The sequence below is a fragment of the Streptomyces sp. NPDC026673 genome (assembly GCF_040638135.1).
In the GTDB taxonomy this organism is placed as follows: Bacteria; Actinomycetota; Actinomycetes; order Streptomycetales; family Streptomycetaceae; genus Actinacidiphila.
The window spans coordinates 95,231-114,789 of sequence record NZ_JBEZXR010000009.1 but is presented as its reverse complement, the minus strand read 5'-3'; the positions used below and the strand labels follow the sequence as shown (position 1 = coordinate 114,789).

General features: G+C 72.2%; 16 protein-coding genes. 11 read left to right on the top strand and 5 right to left on the bottom strand.

Going from position 1 to position 19,559, the window contains the following annotated elements:
- Positions 1-84: 84 nt before the first annotated feature.
- Positions 85-1,425 carry a polysialyltransferase family glycosyltransferase gene (locus AB0F62_RS10195; RefSeq protein WP_361794984.1) on the bottom strand — a complete coding sequence of 447 codons (1,341 nt, stop codon included), beginning with the start codon at positions 1,423-1,425 and terminating at the stop codon, positions 85-87.
- Positions 1,425-2,405, bottom strand: a complete 981-nt coding sequence (locus AB0F62_RS10190; protein ID WP_361794803.1) for a glycosyltransferase family 2 protein — start codon at positions 2,403-2,405, stop codon at positions 1,425-1,427. The genes AB0F62_RS10195 and AB0F62_RS10190 overlap by 1 nt, the downstream gene beginning before the upstream one ends.
- A gap of 188 nt (positions 2,406-2,593) precedes the next feature.
- Here AB0F62_RS10190 and AB0F62_RS10185 point away from each other — a divergent pair, with 188 nt between their 5' ends.
- From AB0F62_RS10185 to AB0F62_RS10170, 4 genes are read left to right on the top strand one after another with little or no spacing between them, the layout of a single operon-like run.
- A complete protein-coding gene (locus AB0F62_RS10185; protein WP_361794800.1) occupies positions 2,594-3,901 on the top strand; it encodes a DUF6716 putative glycosyltransferase in 1,308 nt (435 codons plus the stop codon).
- A gap of 29 nt (positions 3,902-3,930) precedes the next feature.
- Positions 3,931-5,262, top strand: a complete 1,332-nt coding sequence (locus AB0F62_RS10180) for an acylneuraminate cytidylyltransferase (protein ID WP_361794797.1) — start codon at positions 3,931-3,933, stop codon at positions 5,260-5,262.
- The gene (locus tag AB0F62_RS10175; RefSeq protein ID WP_361794794.1) at positions 5,259-6,215 is read left to right on the top strand and encodes an N-acetylneuraminate synthase family protein; all 957 of its coding nucleotides are present in this window, start codon (positions 5,259-5,261) and stop codon (positions 6,213-6,215) included. Before AB0F62_RS10180 ends, AB0F62_RS10175 begins: the two co-directional genes overlap by 4 nt.
- 3 nt (positions 6,216-6,218) lie before the next feature.
- Positions 6,219-7,334, top strand: a complete 1,116-nt coding sequence (locus AB0F62_RS10170; RefSeq protein WP_361794791.1) for a hypothetical protein — start codon at positions 6,219-6,221, stop codon at positions 7,332-7,334.
- 46 nt (positions 7,335-7,380) lie between these two features.
- Here AB0F62_RS10170 and AB0F62_RS10165 read toward each other — a convergent pair whose 3' ends face one another.
- The 3 genes from AB0F62_RS10165 to AB0F62_RS10155 are packed head-to-tail and all read right to left on the bottom strand — an operon-like array spanning position 7,381 to position 10,494.
- Positions 7,381-8,277 carry a hypothetical protein gene (locus AB0F62_RS10165; protein WP_361794788.1) on the bottom strand — a complete coding sequence of 299 codons (897 nt, stop codon included), beginning with the start codon at positions 8,275-8,277 and terminating at the stop codon, positions 7,381-7,383.
- Positions 8,270-8,656 (bottom strand): hypothetical protein, encoded by a 387-nt coding sequence (locus tag AB0F62_RS10160; protein ID WP_361794785.1) that lies wholly within the window; start codon positions 8,654-8,656, stop codon positions 8,270-8,272. The genes AB0F62_RS10165 and AB0F62_RS10160 overlap by 8 nt, the downstream gene beginning before the upstream one ends.
- On the bottom strand, positions 8,653-10,494 hold the full coding sequence (locus AB0F62_RS10155; RefSeq protein WP_361794782.1) for a hypothetical protein: 1,842 nt from the start codon (positions 10,492-10,494) through the stop codon (positions 8,653-8,655). The genes AB0F62_RS10160 and AB0F62_RS10155 overlap by 4 nt, the downstream gene beginning before the upstream one ends.
- 207 nt (positions 10,495-10,701) lie before the next feature.
- Between AB0F62_RS10155 and AB0F62_RS10150 the strand changes: the two genes are divergently transcribed.
- From AB0F62_RS10150 to AB0F62_RS10120, 7 genes are all read left to right on the top strand, one after another.
- Positions 10,702-12,270, top strand: a complete 1,569-nt coding sequence (locus AB0F62_RS10150; protein WP_361794779.1) for a glycosyltransferase — start codon at positions 10,702-10,704, stop codon at positions 12,268-12,270.
- A gap of 250 nt (positions 12,271-12,520) precedes the next feature.
- A complete protein-coding gene (locus AB0F62_RS10145; RefSeq protein WP_361794981.1) occupies positions 12,521-13,723 on the top strand; it encodes a M20 family metallopeptidase in 1,203 nt (400 codons plus the stop codon).
- Positions 13,724-13,878: 155 nt separating this feature from the next.
- Positions 13,879-14,928: a BMP family ABC transporter substrate-binding protein gene (locus AB0F62_RS10140; protein WP_361794777.1), complete on the top strand. Its 1,050-nt coding sequence runs from the start codon at positions 13,879-13,881 to the stop codon at positions 14,926-14,928.
- Between the two features lie 257 nt (positions 14,929-15,185).
- On the top strand, positions 15,186-16,736 hold the full coding sequence (locus tag AB0F62_RS10135; RefSeq protein WP_361794774.1) for an ABC transporter ATP-binding protein: 1,551 nt from the start codon (positions 15,186-15,188) through the stop codon (positions 16,734-16,736).
- Positions 16,733-17,848, top strand: coding sequence for an ABC transporter permease (locus AB0F62_RS10130; RefSeq protein WP_361794771.1), 1,116 nt, complete (start codon positions 16,733-16,735; stop codon positions 17,846-17,848). The genes AB0F62_RS10135 and AB0F62_RS10130 overlap by 4 nt, the downstream gene beginning before the upstream one ends.
- Positions 17,845-19,134 carry an ABC transporter permease gene (locus AB0F62_RS10125; protein WP_361794768.1) on the top strand — a complete coding sequence of 430 codons (1,290 nt, stop codon included), beginning with the start codon at positions 17,845-17,847 and terminating at the stop codon, positions 19,132-19,134. The genes AB0F62_RS10130 and AB0F62_RS10125 overlap by 4 nt, the downstream gene beginning before the upstream one ends.
- On the top strand, positions 19,131-19,553 hold the full coding sequence (locus AB0F62_RS10120; RefSeq protein WP_361794765.1) for a cytidine deaminase: 423 nt from the start codon (positions 19,131-19,133) through the stop codon (positions 19,551-19,553). The genes AB0F62_RS10125 and AB0F62_RS10120 overlap by 4 nt, the downstream gene beginning before the upstream one ends.
- Positions 19,554-19,559 lie beyond the last annotated feature (6 nt).

Sequence of the window (19,559 nt, the reverse complement as noted above, 5' to 3'; positions counted from 1 at the left end):
TCGTGCCCCGCGGGAGGGCATGCGGCGAGGAGCCCGGCGCGGGGCCCGGCGCGGGCATCCGCGCCGGGCCCCTCGCCGGCCCCGTCAGCCGCGGGCGGCGTGCCTGATCCGCCGGGCGACCCGGCGCACGGTCGGGTTGTCCGACAGGAACGCCAGCTGCGACGGCACCGCCCCCGGGAGGGCCAGCGCGGTCAGCCGGCGGCGCCTGAAGTAGCGCCAGGTGTCCGAGTCCAGACGGCTCGTCAGGTAGTGGACGGCCTCCTCGCGCAGATGCGCGTACGCCTTGTGCTGCATGCAGTAGCCGACGGCGCCGATCAGGGGCGTCAGGTCCGCCTCGACGCGCTCCGCCGTCGGCGGAACCCACGCCTCGAGCGTCTCCCGGTCCTCCAGGTCCGGCAGCAGGCGGTCGGCGATCGTGACCGGCACGCGATTGCCGTTCTGGTACGGCGCCAGCCGCTCCAGCACGAGTCCGGTGCCGGTGCGGGCGACCGGCAGGCCGAACAGGGCGGACGCGGTGAACAGCGCGGTGGAGAAGCAGCCGACGACCAGCCGCGGGCGGGCCCTGACGAAGAGCACCTCGGCGAGTTCCGCCGCGTCGGCCACGATCAGCTCCGCGCCCAGGGCGCCGGCCTCCCGCTCCAGCACCCGCGACCAGTGCGCCGGGGCCGTCGGATGCGGCTTGAACACCACCGTGCGGTGCCCGGCCGCGACGGCGCCGCGCACCATGCGGACGTGGAGCTCCTCCTCCTGGGCGGCGGTGAGGATGCCCAGCGCCGACAGGTACTGGCCCAGCAGCAGCGCGCCGCCCTCGGGCAGGGGCGCCGGGTCCGCGTCGTGTCCCGCCATCTCCGCCAGGACCCCGGTGAAGGCCGCGGCCGGGACGAGTTCGGCCGGGACGCCGTGCTCCGACAGCAGCAGCGGCCGCAGCCCCGGGACCAGGTCCAGGTGGAGCACCCGGTTCACCCGGGTGGTGACCAGCGGCTCCAGCTTGTCCCGGGTCGGGCCGTAGGCCATCAGGCCGTCGGCGTACACCTCGACCGGGGCGTTCGGGAAGACGTCCACCAGCGCCAGGGCCGGGGCCACGTGCAGCGACTCGACGACCAGCTCGATCTCGTCCCCGGCCAGGTCCCACAGCCGCCGCAGGTGCCGCTCCCACAGCGGGACGTCATCGGGACGCGGCGACCAGCCGGACGGGTGCAGCGGTGCGATCGTGTCGTTCCAGGAGATCACCCGGTCGAAGCGGCCGCGCAGCGCCCCGAAGCCCGGTGCCGTGTCCGGCGCGGGGGAGGTCTCGGGGACGGCGGCGTTGTTGCTGACCAGCAGCACCCGGCGGTCGGCCGGGGCGAACAGGCCGGCGTCCAGCGCGGCGGCCAGCGTGGCGGCGCCGAACAGCGTCGACGCCAGGAACACCTGTGTACGGGGCATCACGCGGCCACCGTTCCCGCGGTGCCGAAGCGCCGGCGCGTCCGGCGCAGGCGCAGGCCGCGTTCCATGTCCATCGAGTCCAGCACCTCGTTCAGGATGTCCTGCGGCATCTGCTTCAGCGCGGCCGCGCTCATCGCCTTGAGCTTGCGCGCGACCTGGGGTTCGTAGCGCCCCATCGAGCCCAGGTGGTGCGCGATCACCGCACAGTAGGTGCGCACGGCCTTGGGCAGCAGGCGGTCCGCGTCGGGGTCCGCGGCGGTCTCGGCGAGGACCTGGTCGAAGGAGCGGATGAAGTCCAGCTGGCGGATGTCGCCGATCTGTGTGAGCGAGGTGGCCACTCCGCGCCGGTAGAAGACGCCGAGCAGGCCGACGACCGCGAAGGACTTCGCCTCGCGGTGCAGCCGCCAGATCCACGGACGGTCCTCGGCCGTGCGCAGCCCGTCGGCGAAGTGCAGCAGCCCCGCGTCGGCGAGCCGCCGGTGGTAGACGCCGGCCCAGGCGTACGGGTAGTCCACCGAGGTCGTCCGGTCGGCCGGCAGGATCGCCCCGCGCGGGTCGAGCGCGACGCCGCGGCGGCCGTGCGGGACGCGGGCGATGGTGCGCTTGCGCCCGTGGGAGACGACGTGGTCGGTGCGCACGAAGTCGGTGCCGAGGGTCTCGATCGCCTCCAGCAGGCGGGGCAGGTAGCCCTCGGCCAGCCAGTCGTCACCGTCGAGGAAGGTCAGATACTCGCCGCGAGCGGCGTCGATGCCCGTGTTGCGGGCGGTGGCGAGTCCGCCGTTCCGTTCGTGGGAGATCAGTGTCGCCCCGGGGAGGTCGGGCAGCGCGCGCTCGAGGATTCTCGGTGTGTCATCCGTTGCGCAGTCGTTCACCAAAATGAACTCGAAATCCGCACGGGCATTGGCGCGGAGGCTCCGCAACATGTCAGGGGCGAAATCCTGCACGTTGTAGAACGGGACGATGACGGAGAGCTTAACCACGTCACGCACCCTATGGGGCGCCCCGTTCCCCGGCTCTGACGCCTCCCCTGCCGTCAGGTGAACGGGGAATGTCGGAACAATGAACCCGGCGTCCGGGGCGGCCGAATCCCCATTCGGCGGTGTGTTGTTAACCGTCCGTTGGCGTCGCGTTGGAGACCCGCTCGGAATGCATTCCTAGCGTCTCCGGCGTGCCAGCAAGTACCGCCGACCCGATCAAGGTCACCGTCCTCGCCGACTCGGACACCCGATGGAAATGGGGTGCGCTGACGGCGCGCCGCATCGCCCCGGGGGCGCGGCTCGACGCCCGCCTGCTCCGCGGCCGGGCGACCCCGACCGAGCGCCAGCTCGCCGAGGTCGGCATCCCCGCGGACTCGATGCGCGAGGTCACGGCGGCACAGTTCCTCGCCGCGACCAACCGTGAGACCGCGGACGTCGTCGTGCTCTCCTGCGTCGGCGGCACCGTCCAGGCCATGCTGCACGGGCTCGCCCGAGCCTGGGAGGGCGCCGCCCGCCGCCCGGTGGTCGTCACCGGTTACGTCGGGGTCGTCTACGAGAAGCTCGCCGACGGGCTGCTGCTGCGCGCCGGCGCCGACGCCGTGCTCGCCAACAGCGCCCACGACGCGGAGCGCTTCCGTGATGTCTACGAGGGCGTCGGAGCGGACGCGGCGACCGTGGTGGAGACCGCGCTGCCGTTCCTGGAGGGCACGCCCTACGAGCAGTCCGGCGACCGGCCGTTCACGGTGGTCTTCGCCGTGCAGCCGTCCGTCCCGGACACCCGCAGGGACCGTACGTACCTGCTGCGCCGCGCGGTGGACCACGCACGCTTCCACCCGGAGCGCGAGGTGCTGGTCAAGCTCCGCAGCAAGCCCGGTGAGCACACCACGCACATCGAGGAGCAGCCGTACCAGAAGCTGGTCGCCAGGCTGGACCCGCCGAAGAACCTCAAGCTCGTCTACGGGCACATGGGCGAGGTCCTGGACCGCACCGACCTGCTGGTCACGGCCAGTTCGACGGCGGCGCTGGAGTCGATGCACCGCGGCATCCCGACCGCCGTCCTCACCGACCTCGGGATCCGCGAGTCGCTCGGCAACCACCACTTCCTCGGTTCCGGGGTCTACGCGTCCTGGGACCAGATCGACGCCGGCGACGTGCCGCGGGTGCGCCCCGAGTGGGCCCGCGCCCAGGGCATCGACTCCGGTGGCGACCCCTTCCGCGCCGTGCGCGAGCGCGTCGCGGAGCTGGCCGCCGCGCCCGGACTCCCGCCGCTGGCGCCGTACTACACGACCACGACCGCGCCCGGGTACCTCCCCGGCGTGCTGGCCCGTCACGGCCTGGACCCGAAGGGCGAGCCCCTGCCCGGCGCCGCGGTCGAGCCCGCCGAGCCGAGCGCCATGCGCCGTGCCGTACGCGACATCGCGCGCAACTCCGCGCGGGCCGCGTACCGCCAGGGCGTCCAGCGCGTCGCACCCGTGATCCGCCGGTGGGGTCAGCTGTGAACCCGCCCCCCACGTCGCAAGGAGCCACCATGCCAACGGTGTTGGCCGTCATTCCCGCCCGCGGCGGTTCGAAGGGCGTACCCGGCAAGAACCTCGCCCCGGTCGGCGGTGTGCCGCTGGTCGCCCGTGCCGTGCGCGCCTGCCGCGAGGCCGGCCTCGTCACCGACGTCGTCGTCTCCACCGACGACCCCGCCATCGCCGGGGCGGCCCGTGCCGCCGGCGCCGAGGTCGTGCTGCGCCCGCCCGCCATCGCCGGGGACACCGCGACCAGCGAGGCCGCGGTGCTGCACGCGATGGACGCGCACGAGGCGATGACCGGGCGCGGCACGGACGTGGTGCTGCTCGTCCAGTGCACCAGCCCGTTCATCACCACCGAGGACGTCGACGGCGTGGCCGCCGCGGTCGTCGAGGACGGCGCGGACACGGCCGTGACCGTGGCCCCCTTCCACGGCTTCATCTGGCGCGACGCCGCCGACCAGATCGGCGCGGCCGCCGCCGCGGCCGGCGAGGCGGCGGAGGGCGCGGAGGGCGGACGGTCCCGTACGGCGCTGACCGCCGCGACCGGCGGCTACGGCGTCAACCACGACAAGGCCCACCGTCCGCGCCGCCAGGACCGCCCGCAGGATCTGCTGGAGACCGGCGCCGCCTACGCGATGCGCGCGGACGGCTTCCGCGAGGCGAAGCACCGCTTCTTCGGCCACACCGCGCTGGTGCGCACCGACCCCGCCAAGGTCCTGGAGATCGACGAGCCGGACGACCTGGCCCGTGCCCGCGCCCTGGCCCCGCTGCTCGACGACGCGACGGGCGGTACGGCCGGTGCCGCGACCGGCGCTCGTACCGGTACCGCCCCCGAGGCGCCGGCACACCCGACCCGCGACGACATCGACGCGGTCGTACTCGACTTCGACGGCACCCAGACCGACGACACGGTGCTGGTCGACTCCGACGGACGTGAGGCCGTCACCGTGCACCGCGGTGACGGACTCGGGATCGCGGCCCTGCGCGACAACGGCCTGCCCGTCCTGATCCTGTCCACGGAGACCAACCCGGTCGTCGCCGCACGGGCCCGCAAGCTCAAGGTCCCCGTGCTCCACGGCATCGACCGCAAGGACCTCGCACTCAAGCAGTGGTGCGAGGAGCAAGGAATCGCCCCCGAGCGGGTCCTGTACGTCGGCAACGACGTCAACGACCTCGGCTGTTTCGCGCTCGTCGGCTGGCCCACGGCCGTCGCCAACGCGCACGACATCGTCAAGGACGCCGCCCGCTCCGTCACCGCAACGCCCGGAGGACGTGGAGCGATCCGCGAGATCGCCTCGTGGATCCTCGGCCCCTCTCTTTCCCGAAGGGAACTCTCCCAGTGACCCCCACCAACGCCCGCCTTCGTCCGATCGGCGACCGCCTGGTCGGCCCCGGCCAGCCCGTCTACGTCACCGGCGAGATCGGCATCAACCACAACGGCTCCCTCGAGGACGCCTTCGCCCTGATCGACGCGGCCGTGGAGGCCGGCGCCGACGGTGTGAAGTTCCAGAAGCGCACCCCGGAGATCTGCACCCCGCGCGACCAGTGGGACGTCGAGCGTGACACCCCCTGGGGCCGCATGACCTACATCGACTACCGCCACAAGGTGGAGTTCGGCGAGGACGAGTACCGCGCGATCGACGCGTACTGCACCAAGAAGGGCATCGACTGGTTCGCCTCCCCGTGGGACGTCCCCTCGGTCGAGTTCCTGGAGAAGTTCGAGAACGTCCGCGTCCACAAGGTCGCCTCGGCCTCGCTGACCGACGACGAGCTGCTGCGCGCCCTGCGCGCCACCGGCAAGACGGTCATCCTCTCCACCGGTATGTCCACGCCGAAGCAGATCCGCCACGCGGTGGAGGTCCTCGGCAGCGAGAACATCATCCTGTGCCACGCCACCTCGACCTACCCGGCGAAGCACGAGGAGCTCAACCTGCGGATGATCAACACCCTGCAGAGCGAGTTCCCGAACGTGCCGGTCGGCTACTCCGGTCACGAGATCGGCCTGCAGACCACCCTCGCGGCCGTCGCCCTCGGCGCGGTCTTCGTGGAGCGTCACATCACCCTCGACCGCGCCAACTGGGGCTCGGACCAGGCCGCCTCCGTCGAGCCGCAGGGCCTGGACCGCCTGGTCCGCGACATCCGCATCATCGAGCAGGCGCTCGGCGACGGCGTCAAGAAGGTCTACGAGGGCGAGCTCGGCCCGATGAAGAAGCTGCGCCGCGTGCCCGGCATCATCGCCGAGCAGGAGGCGGCCCAGGCCGCCGCCGCTGCCGAGCCCGAGTCGGTGTCGGCCTGATCCATGAGCGACAGCGGCACTCTGGCACTCGTCGAGAGCCCCGTTCAGCTGCTCAACGTGCTGGAGTGGGCGCATGTTCACCCGCCCGCGGCGCCCACGCCGCGACCCGGGACGGCTTCGGCCGCCCCGGGTCCGGTGGCGCCCGGCCGGCCGCTCACCATCGTTGCCCTCGCTCCGCGCGACCCCATGACGCGCGGTCAGCTCCGACGCATGACGGAGCTGGCGATGGACGAGGGCATCAAGGTGCGCTGGAGTGAGGCCCGTTCCTCCCGGGCCTCGCTGCTGCGCACCGCCGCCGAACTGACCCCGGCCCTGCGGGCCGCGGGACGGGTCGTCCTCGGTGATCCCTTCTCCCGGCTGGTGCAGGTCCTGCTGCCGCTGAGCCGGGCGAAGGAGATCACCGTCGTGGACGACGGCACGGCGACCATGGAGTTCACCGAACTGCTCGCCAAGGGTGCCCGGCTGGTCCGCTGGCACCGCAGCGGCCGCCGGCTGTCGCCGGTGGACGCGGCCTTCGGCGGCTTCGCCTCGGCCGCCCGGCGCCGACTCACCCCGGGCGCCGGGCGACGGGTGGAACTGTTCAGCTCGATGCCCGCCACGCCTCCCCCCGGGATGGCGCTGCGGGCCAACCGCTTCGCCTGGACGCGGGCCACGTTCGGCCCGCCCACCATCAGCGCCGGCACCGACATCGTCGGCACCTCCCTGGTGGAGACCGGGGTGGTGGACCCGGAACGCTATCTGGCCGCCGTCGCCGCCCTGACCCGGGCCCACGGCGCGACCCGCTACTTCGCGCACCGGCGGGAGAGCGCCGACAAGCTGCACCGGCTCTCCGCGGAGACCGGGCTGCAGATCGTCCGTCCCGACCTGCCGCTGGAACTCATCGCCCGCCGCGGCCCGATCGGCCACACGGTGCTGAGCTTTCCTTCCACGGTCGTCCACACGCTGCCGCTCGCCCTGGAGGGCACCGGCGTCAAGATCACGGTGTGCGACGTCGATCCGGAGTGGCTGACCGACCATGCCTCGCCACGGGCCCAGAGCTTCCTCTCCGGGATCACGGGCAGCGCCCGCGACCTGCACGGCCTGGCCTCGGCCGCCTCGGGCGCGGCCCCGGTGTCCTGACCGCGCCGGCGCGCGCCGGCCCGCCGCGCCGGCCCGCGGCGGCGGGTCAGCGCGTGACGGACGCGAGGTCCATCTCCGTCGGCAGACTGCCGCTGCCCAACTGAGCGGCGAGCCGGGCGGCCGAGTCCCGGGTGTAGTTGCCCGTGATGACGGCGGTGCCGCCCGTGATCGGCGAACTCACCAGGGGCGCCGACAGCACCGTTCCGTCCAGCACCATCGCGAACTGGTTGGCCGGGCTCAGCTGTGCGGCGAGGCGCGCGGTCACCTCGGCGAACCTGCGCGCGCCGCTGCCGTCGAAGGTCAGCCGGATCTGCCACCCGCTGCCGTTCTGCGTGTCGAGCCCGGCCTCCGCGTCGCTGATATCGGTGCCGCTCAGCGCGACCGGTTCCAGCAGATACTTCGTCCACGCCCCGGCCTCGGCCCGCTCGGCGCAGGCCACGGCCCATCGTGCGCCGCCCTTCTGGTGGTCGACCCGCTGGGCGGGCTTCGAGCAGTCCAGAGCGGAGTACTCCGCTCTGGACCGCGCAAAGCCGCCGGACCCGCCGGACCCGCCGGAGCCCGAGCCGGTCCGCGGGGCGGGCGAGCCGGCCCCGGAGGGTTCCAGCAGCACGACCGGACGGAAGACCAGGACCGCCGGTTTCCCGAGTGAGGCGAGTTCCCGTGAGCTGCCGCCCCGCAGGGACACCGTGACCCGTCCGGCGTCCGCCTTCGCGGTGACGTCCTCGAAGCCGATGCCCTCGGCGCGTTGCCGCATGAGCTCGGCGACCTGCCGCAGCCTGGCCGCGTTCACCGGCTCGTGCGGGGTGAACACGGCTGTCGTACGGGGACCTTCGGGGGCCTTGTCCGCCCCCTTGCCGTCGCCGGGCAGCGAGCAGGCAACGGCCAGCGCCGTGCAGCCGAGGGCCATCGCCATCCGCAACCCGAGCCGCACGCGTTCAGCCACCGCTGATCGCCCGCACGCTCTCGTGGACCGCGGTGACGAGCCCGGTCAGCGCGGTGGCGTCGCCGACGAGCGACCGCAACCGGTTCAGCCGCTCGCCCACCCGGCCCCCGTCCACACCGTCCGCCGTGAGCTCCTCCGCCAGGGCGTCGGCCTCCTCCCGGGCCCGGGCCGCCTCGGTGCCCTCCAACGCATCCAGGCGCCGCCGCAGTTCGCCGATCGCGGCGAGCGCGGCGCGTGTCGCCCCCGCGTCCGTTCCGGGCGTGCCGTCCTTGCGGGCGGTCGCTCCGCGTCCGGCGGCGAGGGCCGAGTCGCTGACCTTGGCGTCGCCCCCGATCACGATGCCGTGGTTGATCTGCGGGGCCGGATCCGAGGCGGTCACTTCGCGCTCCCCTCGGTGCCCGTGCCGGCGGGCGGCTGCCGGCCGCCGGTGGAGATCGCCGCGGCACCGGAGCCCGCCGCGATGCTGCCGCTCATGGAACCGCCGGTCATCATGATCCCCTGGTTGAGGATGACGTTCCGGTGCTGTGTCAGATCTCCCCGGTCAAGGCCGTGTTCGGCGAGGAAGTCGGCGAGCGTGCCGAGGATCTGCAGCTCGATCTGCTTGCCGATGCGCGTGACGTCCACCTTCTGGAAGAAGTCCCGGTAGGCGTGCGAGGACGCCAGCTCCCGCAGGCTGATCCGGGCCCCGAAGTCGTAGCGCCGGTCGTCGGCGATGGCCGTCCGCTGCGCCTCCAGGGCGCGTTCGCGCCGGGCCGGCGAGCGCAGTTCCGCATACGCGTTGCCCAGCGCCGACATCAGCACCGAACGGCTGAGCAGCAGCGCGTCGGCGAGGCCCGGCGCGGCCTCCTCCGTCTCCTCGGGACGGGAGACGGAGTCGGCGACCCGGTAGTCCTCCCGGACCGGTGTCAGCACCAGGGTGTCGGTCTGCAGATACAGCGTCGCCCCGCTCACCGCGATCTGGACGAAGACCGACAGCACCAGGTCCGTCCCCCAGCTGCGCACCTGCGCGGTCAGGCAGTGCCGCACGGGGCCGTCGACGATGCCCCGGGCGGCCTCGATGCGTTCCGAGGAGAGCTGGTCGGCGGGCCTGCCCTCGGGCGGCCGGAGGCCCGCGGCACCCGGCCAGAAGACCGCCTCGCCGAACAGGGCGTTCTGCCGCAGCTCCGTGCCGTGGACGAAGACCTTCTCCGTGACCTCCAGACCGGGGATCCGGTCCATCGGCGAGGCCGCGGCCGCCCGCAGGGCGTCCAGATCGTCGGCCATCCGCCGCACCAGGGAGGCCGTGTCGAAGGGCACCGGCGGCGGCTCCCGCCCCGAACCCGGCTCGTGGCCCTCGGGGGTCAGCCGCATCGCGAAGGACCACGAGGTGACCTCGTCGCCCGCTCCGACGAAGGGGCGGTAGCCGCTGTAGACGATCAGGTTCGCGTCCCCGCCGACCGAGGACTGCGGCAACCCCGCAGCCTCCGGGTCGCGGGCCGGCTCGTCGCCCCGGGACCGGAAGGCCTCGCGGGTCAGCTGCTCGCGTATGGCCTTCCACGCCGCGTTGCGCTGCTCCCAGGTGAGCAGCCACGGACAGCCCACCAGCAGCACCAGTGTCAGCAGGAAGGTCGCGACCGGTCCGGCGCTCGGCCAGAACGGGACCATCGCGCCGAGCCAGGAGGCGGCCAGCAGGACGACGATCTGCACCGCCAGCGCCCGCAGCACCGCCATGACCGCCGGGTCGCGTTGGCCCTCCCCGGCGCGTCGGCGCCTCGGCACCACCGAGGCGGCCTGCGGGCCGCCACCGGGCAGGAAGGCGGTGGCGAACCAGTGGACGAGCGTCGTCACCGGGGCGATCAGCAGCGAGAGCAGGAAGACGGCGCCGACCGCCAGATCCCGTTTGCGCAGGTCGCGTAAGGTCTGCTCGGCGTGGACGCCGACCCGGTCGAGATCGACGCCGTAAGAGGGGGCGCAGGCCCGATACCGCTCGTGCCGCAGCTCGTGGACCACCCGGCGCGCGAAACCCTCGTCCAGCCGGGCGCCCGCGCACATGTAGCGCGTCGACGCGCTCCAGTCCTCCTCGCCCCCGTACCCCGCCGCGGACGCCCCCCGCGGCGTCCGCGGCGCCTGTGCCGGGCGGGGCGGCGGCACCGTGGCCGCACCCCCGTCCCCCGTGCCGTACGCCTCTGTGGTCCCGTCGCCCTCCGTGCTCCCGGCATCCGGGTATCGCGATGTCACACGCCCCACCCCCATTTCCCCTTGTCACACCAGTTTGGGTGCCGATGCCACGGTTCCGAAAGGTGCGGCAAGTGGGAAAACCGGGCGCGCCGGGGCGTGCGGAAGCGCGGGGGCGCGCGAGGGCGCACGGGTCGGCGGCCGGTGGCGTTCCGCTGTCCGCAAGATCCGCGTCACCGAGCGGTCACCCGAACCCGGTTGCCTTGCCCCATGGCAACGACAACGAGGTCCGCGCCGCGCGTCGTGGTCCTCGCGGACAGCGCGCTCGAGCGCGACTCCCGGGCGCACCGGGTGGCCGCCGCCGCCGCGGCGGCGGGGTACGAGGTCGTGCTGATCGGACGGGCCGCCGAGGGGCGGGGGCCCGGCCCGGGCCCTGACGCCGCGCCCGAGGGGGTGCGGCTGATCCGCGTCACCGTCGCCGAGACGCTCCACCGGCGGCGCCTGACGCGCCCCCGCCCCGGCCCGCGGCACGCCCTCGCCTACCGCAGCACGGAGTCGTACGCCTACCGCACCGCCCTGCTCGCCGCCCACGCCGCCCTGCTGGCCTCCCGCGGGGCCGAACTGGACGTGATCCACCGCCCTTTACCGGTGAAGGCCGCCGCCCGGGCCGTCCACGCGGGCGCCCGGTTCCGGCACGCCCTGCGCAGGGCGTGGACGGCGCTGCGCTCGGCGCAGTACCGCGCCGCCGTCCGCCGCCGCGCGGCCCCCGGCGGGTTCCTCGACGGCGCGACCGCCACCGCCGCCCGGCTGCTGCTCGGCAGGCGCTGCTGGCGCCGGCTCGATCCGCTCCTGCTCGACCTGGAGATCGCCTACGGTCCGGTCCTCGACGAACTGCGGCCGCACCTCGTGCACGCCCTGGGCCACCGCACGCTGGGCACCGCCGTCCGCGCCGCGCTGCGCGCCGAGGGCACCGGCCACCGGGTCGAGGTGGTCTGGGACACCACCGCCAAGGCCGAGCCGACGCGGCGTGCCACCGTCGCGCGCGACGCCCACGAGCGCACCTACGTGCCGCTCACCGACGGTGTGGTCACCGTCGCCGACACCTACGCCGACCGCCTCCGCGAGCGCCACGGACTCCCCGCCCGCCCCGCGGTGGCCCGCAACACTCCGCCGTACGAACCGCCGCACTCCCCGCCGCCGCCCGGCGTCCGTGCCCGGTGCCACCTGGCCGCGGACGTCCCGCTTCTGGTGCACAGCGGCTCCGCCGGTCCCGCCCGCGGTCTGCTGACGGTCGTCGACGCCCTCCCCAAGCTGTACGACCTGCACGCCGCCCTGGTCGTCCCCGACCCGGACGACCCCTGGATCCGCACCCTCGCCGACCGCGCCGCCTCGCTCGGCGTCGCCCGCCGGCTGCACGTACTGCCCTATGTGCCGCCCGCCGAGATCCCGCGCTTCCTGTCCTCCGCCGACATCGGCGTGCTCCCCGAGCACCGGCTCCCCGACCGGCAGGTTGCGCTCCCGACCCGCTACTTCGAGTACGCCCACGCACGGCTGCCCGTCGTCGTCAGCGACATCCGCGTGCTGGCCCGGCCCACCCTGGAGATCGGCAACGGCGAGGTCTTCCGTTCCGGCGACACCGCCGACTTCGTGCGCGCGGTCGGCGCGGTGCTGACCAATCCGCGCCGCTACCGCAAGGCCTACGAACGCGGGGACGTGCTGCGCGAGTGGTCCTGGCAGACCCAGTGCGAGCCGCTGCTGGACCTGTACGCGCGGCTGCTGGGCCCGCGCCGCCCCGCCCCCGACCCGGTCGGATCCGGAGCCATGGGGGCTCTCACCTGAGCGGACGCGGCTGCTCGCCGGGCGTTGCCTCGCGGCAGGGCGATCGTTGGGCCACTATGGAGTGGCGAGGGGTAAACCAGGTTGATACCCCTGTACGGAGCCGGATACGCGCCGAACGGGGGAGTTTTTCTTCCTCGCGCGGCATGAATTTACGGCGATGTAGCGATCAGGAGTACAGATGCGGTCTAGCCTGTCGGAGGTGAACGACTCACCCTCCGAACCCTCCGAGCCCTCCGAAAATCCCGTGCCAGTGGCGCCCACGGTTCCCGCCGCACCGGAAGGTGCGCTGCTGGGCGTACTGCCCGAGCGGCTCAGGGCCGAACTCGTGGCGTTCCGGCGGGACCTGCACATGAACCCCGAGCTGGGGCGGCAGGAGTTCCGTACCACCGCGGCGGTGAAGGCCCGCCTGGAGCAGGCCGGTCTCAAGCCCCGCGTGATGCCCGGCGGCACCGGGCTGCTCTGCGACATCGGCGCCACCGACCCGGAGCGCCCGCGGCTGGCGCTGCGCGCCGATCTGGACGCGCTGCCGATCCCGGACACCAAGCGCGTGGAGTACCGCTCGACCGTGCCCGGCCGGGCACACGCCTGCGGTCACGACGTGCACACCACGGTGGTGCTCGGCGCCGGACTGGTGCTGGCGGAGCTGGAGCGAGAGGGCAAGCTGAGGCGTCCGGTACGGCTGGTCTTCCAGCCGGCCGAGGAGGTCATGCCGGGTGGCGCGCTGGACGCCATCAAGGCGAACGCGCTGGACGGCGTGAGCCGGATCCTGGCCCTGCACTGCGACCCGAAGGTCGAGGTCGGGCGGATCGGGCTGCGGCAGGGACCGATCACCTCCGCCGTGGACCGGCTGGAGCTCGCCCTGGACGGCGCGGGCGGCCACACGGCCCGCCCCCATCTGACCACCGACCTGGTGATGGCCGCCGCCAAGATGGCCACCGAGCTGCCGGCCGTGCTGGCCCGCCGGATCGACCCCCGTGCCGGGATGAGCATCGTGTGGGGCCGTATCGAGGCCGGCCACGCGGCCAACGTCATCCCGCAGCACGCCGAGCTGGAGGGCACGGTCCGCTGCCTGGACCTGAACGCCTGGCACGAGGCCCCCGACCTGGTCCACGAGGTGATCGACCAGGTGGCCGCCATGTACCGGGCGAAGTGGGAGCTGACGTACCACCGCGGGGTGCCCCCGGTGGTCAACGAGGCGGATTCGACCGAGCTGCTGCGCGACGCCATGACAGCCCGCTACGGCGCGCACACCGTCGAGGACACCGAGCAGAGCCTGGGCGGCGAGGACTTCTCCTGGTATCTGGAGCAGGTTCCGGGCGCGCTGGCGAGGTTGGGCGTACGGCCCGTTGGGGACACGTCAAAGCGTGATCTGCATCAAGGTGACTTCGACGTCGACGAAGGCGCGATCAAGGTCGGCGTCGAACTTTTCACCTCCGCTGCGCTGCTGGCATGACGGTGGGTGACCCGGTCGACACGGCCGGGTCACCTGGCCGAAATGCGACGATCCGATAACGGGCCGCCAACCCCCCTTTACCTGACATCTACGCGCGTTAAGCTCCGGGTTAAGCCAGCGCCGGACGGGGCGCTTCTAGTTGAAGGGGTACCCTCTTGCGCCGGGTAACCAAGTTCGCCGCCGCGGGCATAGCCTCCGCGGCTCTCGCGCTCACCGCGACCGCCTGTGGCAGCAGCTCCAAGGACAGTGGCGGCGACGACAGCGGCAGCAGCAAGCTGAAGGTCGGTGTCGCCTACGACGTGGGTGGCCGTGGCGACCACTCGTTCAATGACTCCGCCGCCGCGGGCCTGGACAAGGCGAAGGAGGACTTCGGCGTCGAGATCAAGGAGCTCACCGCCAAGACCTCCGACACCGAGGCCGACCGCGAGCAGAAGCTCGAGGACCTGGCCGACGCGGGTTACAACCCGGTCATCGGCGTGGGCTTCGCGTACGCCGACTCGATCAAGGCCGCGGCCGCGAAGTACCCCAAGACCACCTTCGCCATCGTCGACTCCGTCGTCGAGGCCAAGAACGTCGACAGCATCGTCTTCACCGAGGAGCAGAGCTCCTACCTGGCCGGTGTCGCGGCCGCCCTGAAGACCAAGGACAACAAGGTCGGCTTCATCGGCGGCGTGGACATCCCGCTGATCAACAAGTTCGAGGCCGGCTTCCGCCAGGGCGTCACCGAGACCAACCCCAAGGTGAAGGTCACCACCCAGTACCTCACCAGCGGCTCCGACCTGTCCGGCTTCTCCGACCCCGCCAAGGGCAAGGCCGCCGCGCAGGGCATGCTGGACAACGGCATCGACGTGATCTACGCCGCCGCCGGCTCCTCCGGCAACGGCGCGATCGAGGCCGTCGCGGGCAAGAGCGGCACCTGGGCGATCGGCGTGGACTCCGACCAGCACGAGCAGCCGGGTCTGGCCAAGTACAAGGACTCGATCCTGACCTCCGCGCTGAAGAACGTGAACGTCGCGGTCTACGACCTGGTCGAGTCCGTCAAGAGCGGCACCCCGCTCTCCGGCACCAACGCGTACGACCTGGCCAAGGACGGCGTGGGCCTGTCCACCAGCGGCGGCTTCATCGACGACATCAAGTCGGAGCTGGACGACGCCAAGAAGAAGATCGTCAACGGCGAGATCAAGGTCAACACGACCGTCAAGTGACGCCCGGTCTCTCGTGAGCACCGGTCGCGAGGCTCGGTGGGGGACAGCTCAGGCTCTCCCCTCCCGGGCCTCGCGCCTGCGTTCCGCCCGGATCGCGACCACGTGGTTTCCTTTGTGACTCGCCCCCTTATGGATCTGGCAACGCTACGCGCGTAGAGCACTTTCCTCGCGATACGTTCGCCACACCCCGCCCGCCCCGCTCTTTTCCGCGAGGAGAGTGCGCCATCAACGCGTCCAGCCCCCCTAGCCCCCATGCCGTGGAGCTCCGCGGCATCACCAAGCGATTTCCAGGAGTCGTGGCCAACCACGACATCGACATCACGGTTCGCCGTGGCACGGTGCACGCCCTCGTCGGCGAGAACGGTGCCGGCAAGTCGACGCTGATGAAGATCCTCTACGGCATGCAGAAGCCGGACGAGGGCACCATCACCGTCGACGGCGAGCGGGTCACCTTCCACGACCCGGGCGACGCGATCGCCCGCGGCATCGGCATGGTGCACCAGCACTTCATGCTCGCCGACAACCTCACGGTCCTCGAGAACGTCGTGCTCGGCAGCGAAAAGCTCTACGGCATCGGCGGCAGGGCCCGGGCGAAGATCAAGGAGATCTCCGACGCCTACGGCCTCGGTGTGCGCCCGGACGTCCTGGTGGAGGACCTCGGGGTCGCCGACCGTCAGCGCGTCGAGATCCTCAAGGTCCTCTTCCGCGGCGCCCGTACGCTCATCCTCGACGAGCCGACCGCGGTCCTCGTGCCGCAGGAGGTCGACGCGCTCTTCGACAACCTGCGCGAGCTCAAGGCCGAGGGCCTGACCGTCATCTTCATCTCCCACAAGCTGGGCGAGGTGCTCTCCGTCGCCGACGAGATCACCGTCATCCGGCGCGGCACCACGGTCGGCTCCGCCGACCCGAGGACGACCACCCCCAAGCAGCTCGCGGAGCTGATGGTCGGCAGCGAGCTGCCGTCCCCCGAGACCCGCGAGTCCACGGTCACCGACGTCCCGATGCTGACCGTCGACGGTCTGCACCTGTCGGAGACCGACCTGGAGGGCATCGAGCGCATCGTCCTGGACCAGATCTCGTTCACCATCCACAAGGGCGAGGTCCTGGGCATCGCCGGTGTCGAGGGCAACGGCCAGGCCGAGCTGGTCGAGGCGATCATGGGCATCCTCCCGCCCGACACCGGCCGGATCACCCTCGGCTCCGCCGACATCACCAAGCTCCCGACGCGCAAGCGCCGCGAGGACGGCATCGGCTACATCCCCGAGGACCGCCACCGGCACGCGCTGCTGCTCGAGGCCCCGCTCTGGGAGAACCGCATCCTCGGCCACGTCACCGAGCGCCCCAACAGCAAGGGCGGCTTCCTCGACCCGGCCGCGGCCCGCCGCGACACGGAGCGGATCGTGCGGGAGTACGACGTCCGCACCCCCGGCATCGAGGTCACCGCCGCGTCGCTGTCCGGCGGCAACCAGCAGAAGCTGATCGTCGGCCGCGAGATGAGCCACCGGCCCAAGCTGCTGATCGCCGCCCACCCCACCCGGGGTGTGGACGTCGGCGCCCAGGCGCAGATCTGGGACCAGATCCGCGAGGCCCGCCGCGAGGGCCTGGCCGTGCTGCTGATCTCCGCCGACCTGGACGAGCTGATCGGCCTGTCCGACACCCTGCGCGTCATGTACCGCGGCCGTCTGGTCGCCGACGCCGATCCCGCCACCATCACCCCGGAGGAGCTGGGCTCCGCGATGACCGGCGCGGCCGCCGGCCACCTCGTGCACGAGGACGGCGACGCCGCTGACGGGGGAGAGGACCGATGAAGAAGATCGACAAGGAGCGGGTGCTCCTCGCCGTCGCCGCCCCGGTGCTGGCGCTCGTGGCCGCGTTCGTGATCACGGCGCTGGTCCTGCTCGCCACCGGCAAGGAGCCCTTCGGCGCCTTCGGCACGATGTTCGACTACGGCTTCAAGAGCGACAGCCAGGTCGAGATCATCAACAAGGCGACCACGTACTACATCGCGGGCATCGCGGTCGCCGTCGGCTTCCGCATGAACCTGTTCAACATCGGTGTCGAGGGCCAGTACCGACTCGGTGCCTTCTTCGCCGCGGCCGTCGGCGGCGCGGTGACGCTGCCGAGCGTCCTGCAGATCCCGCTGATCATCGTGGTCGCGATGCTCGTCGGCGGCTTCTGGGCCGGCATCGCGGGTCTGCTGAAGACCTCCCGCGGTGTCAGCGAGGTCATCGCGACGATCATGCTCAACGCGATCGCCACCTACATCGTCGGCTACCTGCTCAAGGACGGCCGGCTCGGCCACCTCGACAAGGCGCAGACCTCGGTGTCGACCACGCCGCTGCCCTCCTCGGGCCACCTGTTCAACTTCGACATGGGCGAGGAGATCGGCCAGATCTACGGCTTCGTCGTCCTCGCCGTGATCATCGGCGTCGGCTACTGGTTCGTACTCGGCCGCACCCGCTTCGGCTTCGACCTGCGCAGCGTCGGACTCTCCGAGAGCGCCGCCACCGCGAGCGGCGTCAGCGTCAAGCGCATGGTGATCACCAGCATGCTGATCTCCGGCGCCCTGGCGGGCCTCACCGGCATGCCGATCCTGCTGAACGACGCCCACGCCTACGGCTCCGACCTCTTCCCGGCCGGCATCGGCTTCACCGGTATCTCGGTGGCGCTGCTGGGCCGCAACAACCCGGTCGGCGTCGCGCTGGCCGCGCTGCTGTGGGGCTTCCTGGAGCGCGGCTCGGGCCGCCTGGAGTTCGACGGCTACGACAAGGAGATCGTCGGCGTGATGCAGGGCGTCATCGTCCTGAGCGTCGTCATCGCCTACGAGGTCGTCCGGCGCTACGGCCTCAAGCGCCAGCAGCAGAAGGTCGGCGAGGAACTTGCCGCCCAGGCCAAGACCAAGAAGGAGGTGACGGCGTGACCGCCACGATGACCCAGACCCCGCCGCCCGCGGCTCCCAAGGCCGCCGGGGCCAAGGGCCGCAAGGGCCGCCTCTCCTTCCCGGTGATCCTGCTGATCATCGCCGCCGCGCTCGCGCTGGTGTCGGTGGTGCGGATCATCACCGGCCAGGACCAGCTCACCGCCCAGGGCCAGATCACCGCGGCCCTCGGCCTCGCCGTGCCGATCGGCCTGGCCGGTCTGGCGGGTCTGTGGTCCGAGCGCTCCGGCGTGGTCAACATCGGCCTCGAGGGCATGATGATCCTCGGATCGTTCTTCGGGGCATGGGCCGGCTGGCAGACCAACCCGTGGGTGGGCGTCCTCGCAGGTGTCGTCGGCGGCGCGCTGGGCGGTCTGATCCACGCGATCGCCACCGTCACCTTCGGTGTCGACCACATCATCTCCGGTGTCGCCATCAACATCCTGGCGCTCGGTGCGACGCAGTACCTCGCCAAGCTCTGGTTCAGCGGCGGCGAGGCCCAGGTCAAGGGCGGCAATCCCAAGCAGTCCCCGCCGGTCGACTCCCTGCCGTCGTTCGACATCCCGGGGCTGTCGGACTGGCTGGGGAGCATCGAGAAGCACGGCTGGTTCTTCGTCTCGGACCTCGCCGGCATCCTCGGCGGCCTGGTCACCGACGTGTCCGCGCTGACGGTCGTCGCGGTGCTGCTCTTCGTCGGCAGCTTCTTCCTGCTGTGGCGCAGCTCGTTCGGCCTGCGTCTGCGGTCCTGCGGTGAGAACCCGATCGCGGCCGAGTCGCTGGGCGTCAACGTGTACCTGTACAAGTACATCGCCGTGATCGCCTCCGGCGGCCTCGCCGGCCTCGGCGGCGCCTTCCTGGCGATGGTGCCGACGCACATCTACCTCGAGGGACAGACCGGCGGGCGCGGCTACATCGGTCTCGCCGCGATGATCTTCGGCAACTGGCGTGTCGGCGGCCTCGCCACCGGCGCCGGCCTGTTCGGCTACTCCGACGCGCTCCAGCTGCGCAACGGCGGCCCGACGGTGCACGCGCTGCTGCTGCTCCTGGTGATCCTGCTGGTGCTGCTCGCGGCCTGGAAGCTGTGGAAGCGGAACTTCTGGCAGGGCGGCGTCAGCCTCTTCGTCGGTGCGGCGGTGCTCGTCTGGTACCTGGTCACCGACGAGGTCCCGGGCGAGTTCGTGGGCGCGACGCCGTACGTCGTCACCCTGCTGGTGCTCTCCCTGTCGGCACAACGTCTGCGGATGCCCAAGGCTGACGGCATGAGGTACCGAAAAGGCCAGGGCAAGTGAGTGACGCAGCCGACCCGGTCGGCGTCGAGGACGTCGACTGGGAAAGCCTGCGGGCGCAGGCCCGGGACGCCATGTCCCGGGCCTACGCCCCGTACTCCGGCTTCCCCGTCGGAGTGGCCGCGCTGGTGGACGACGGGCGGGTCATCTCGGCGTGCAACGTGGAGAACGCCAGCTACGGCCTCGGCCTGTGCGCCGAGTGCGGGCTGGTGTCGGCCCTGCACGCCACCGGGGGCGGCCGGCTCGTCGCCTTCACCTGCGTGGACCGCGGGGGCAACCAGCTGATGCCGTGCGGCCGCTGCCGCCAGCTGCTGTGGGAGCACGGCGGTCCCGAACTGCTGGTGGAGATGTCCGACGGCATCCGCACGATGCGCGAAGTGCTCCCCGACGCGTTCGGCCCGGACGACCTGATCAAACGCTAAGAAGGT

What these genes read in the sequence shown, in the direction of transcription:
- AB0F62_RS10150 (WP_361794779.1), top strand. Translation starts at nt 10,702, where the DNA reads ATGGCAACGACAACGAGGTCCGCGCCGCGCGTCGTGGTCCTCGCGGAC.
- AB0F62_RS10130 (WP_361794771.1), top strand. Translation starts at nt 16,733, where the DNA reads ATGAAGAAGATCGACAAGGAGCGGGTGCTCCTCGCCGTCGCCGCCCCG.
- AB0F62_RS10180 (WP_361794797.1), top strand. Translation starts at nt 3,931, where the DNA reads ATGCCAACGGTGTTGGCCGTCATTCCCGCCCGCGGCGGTTCGAAGGGC.
- AB0F62_RS10195 (WP_361794984.1), bottom strand. Translation starts at nt 1,425, where the DNA reads ATGCCCCGTACACAGGTGTTCCTGGCGTCGACGCTGTTCGGCGCCGCC.
- AB0F62_RS10170 (WP_361794791.1), top strand. Translation starts at nt 6,219, where the DNA reads ATGAGCGACAGCGGCACTCTGGCACTCGTCGAGAGCCCCGTTCAGCTG.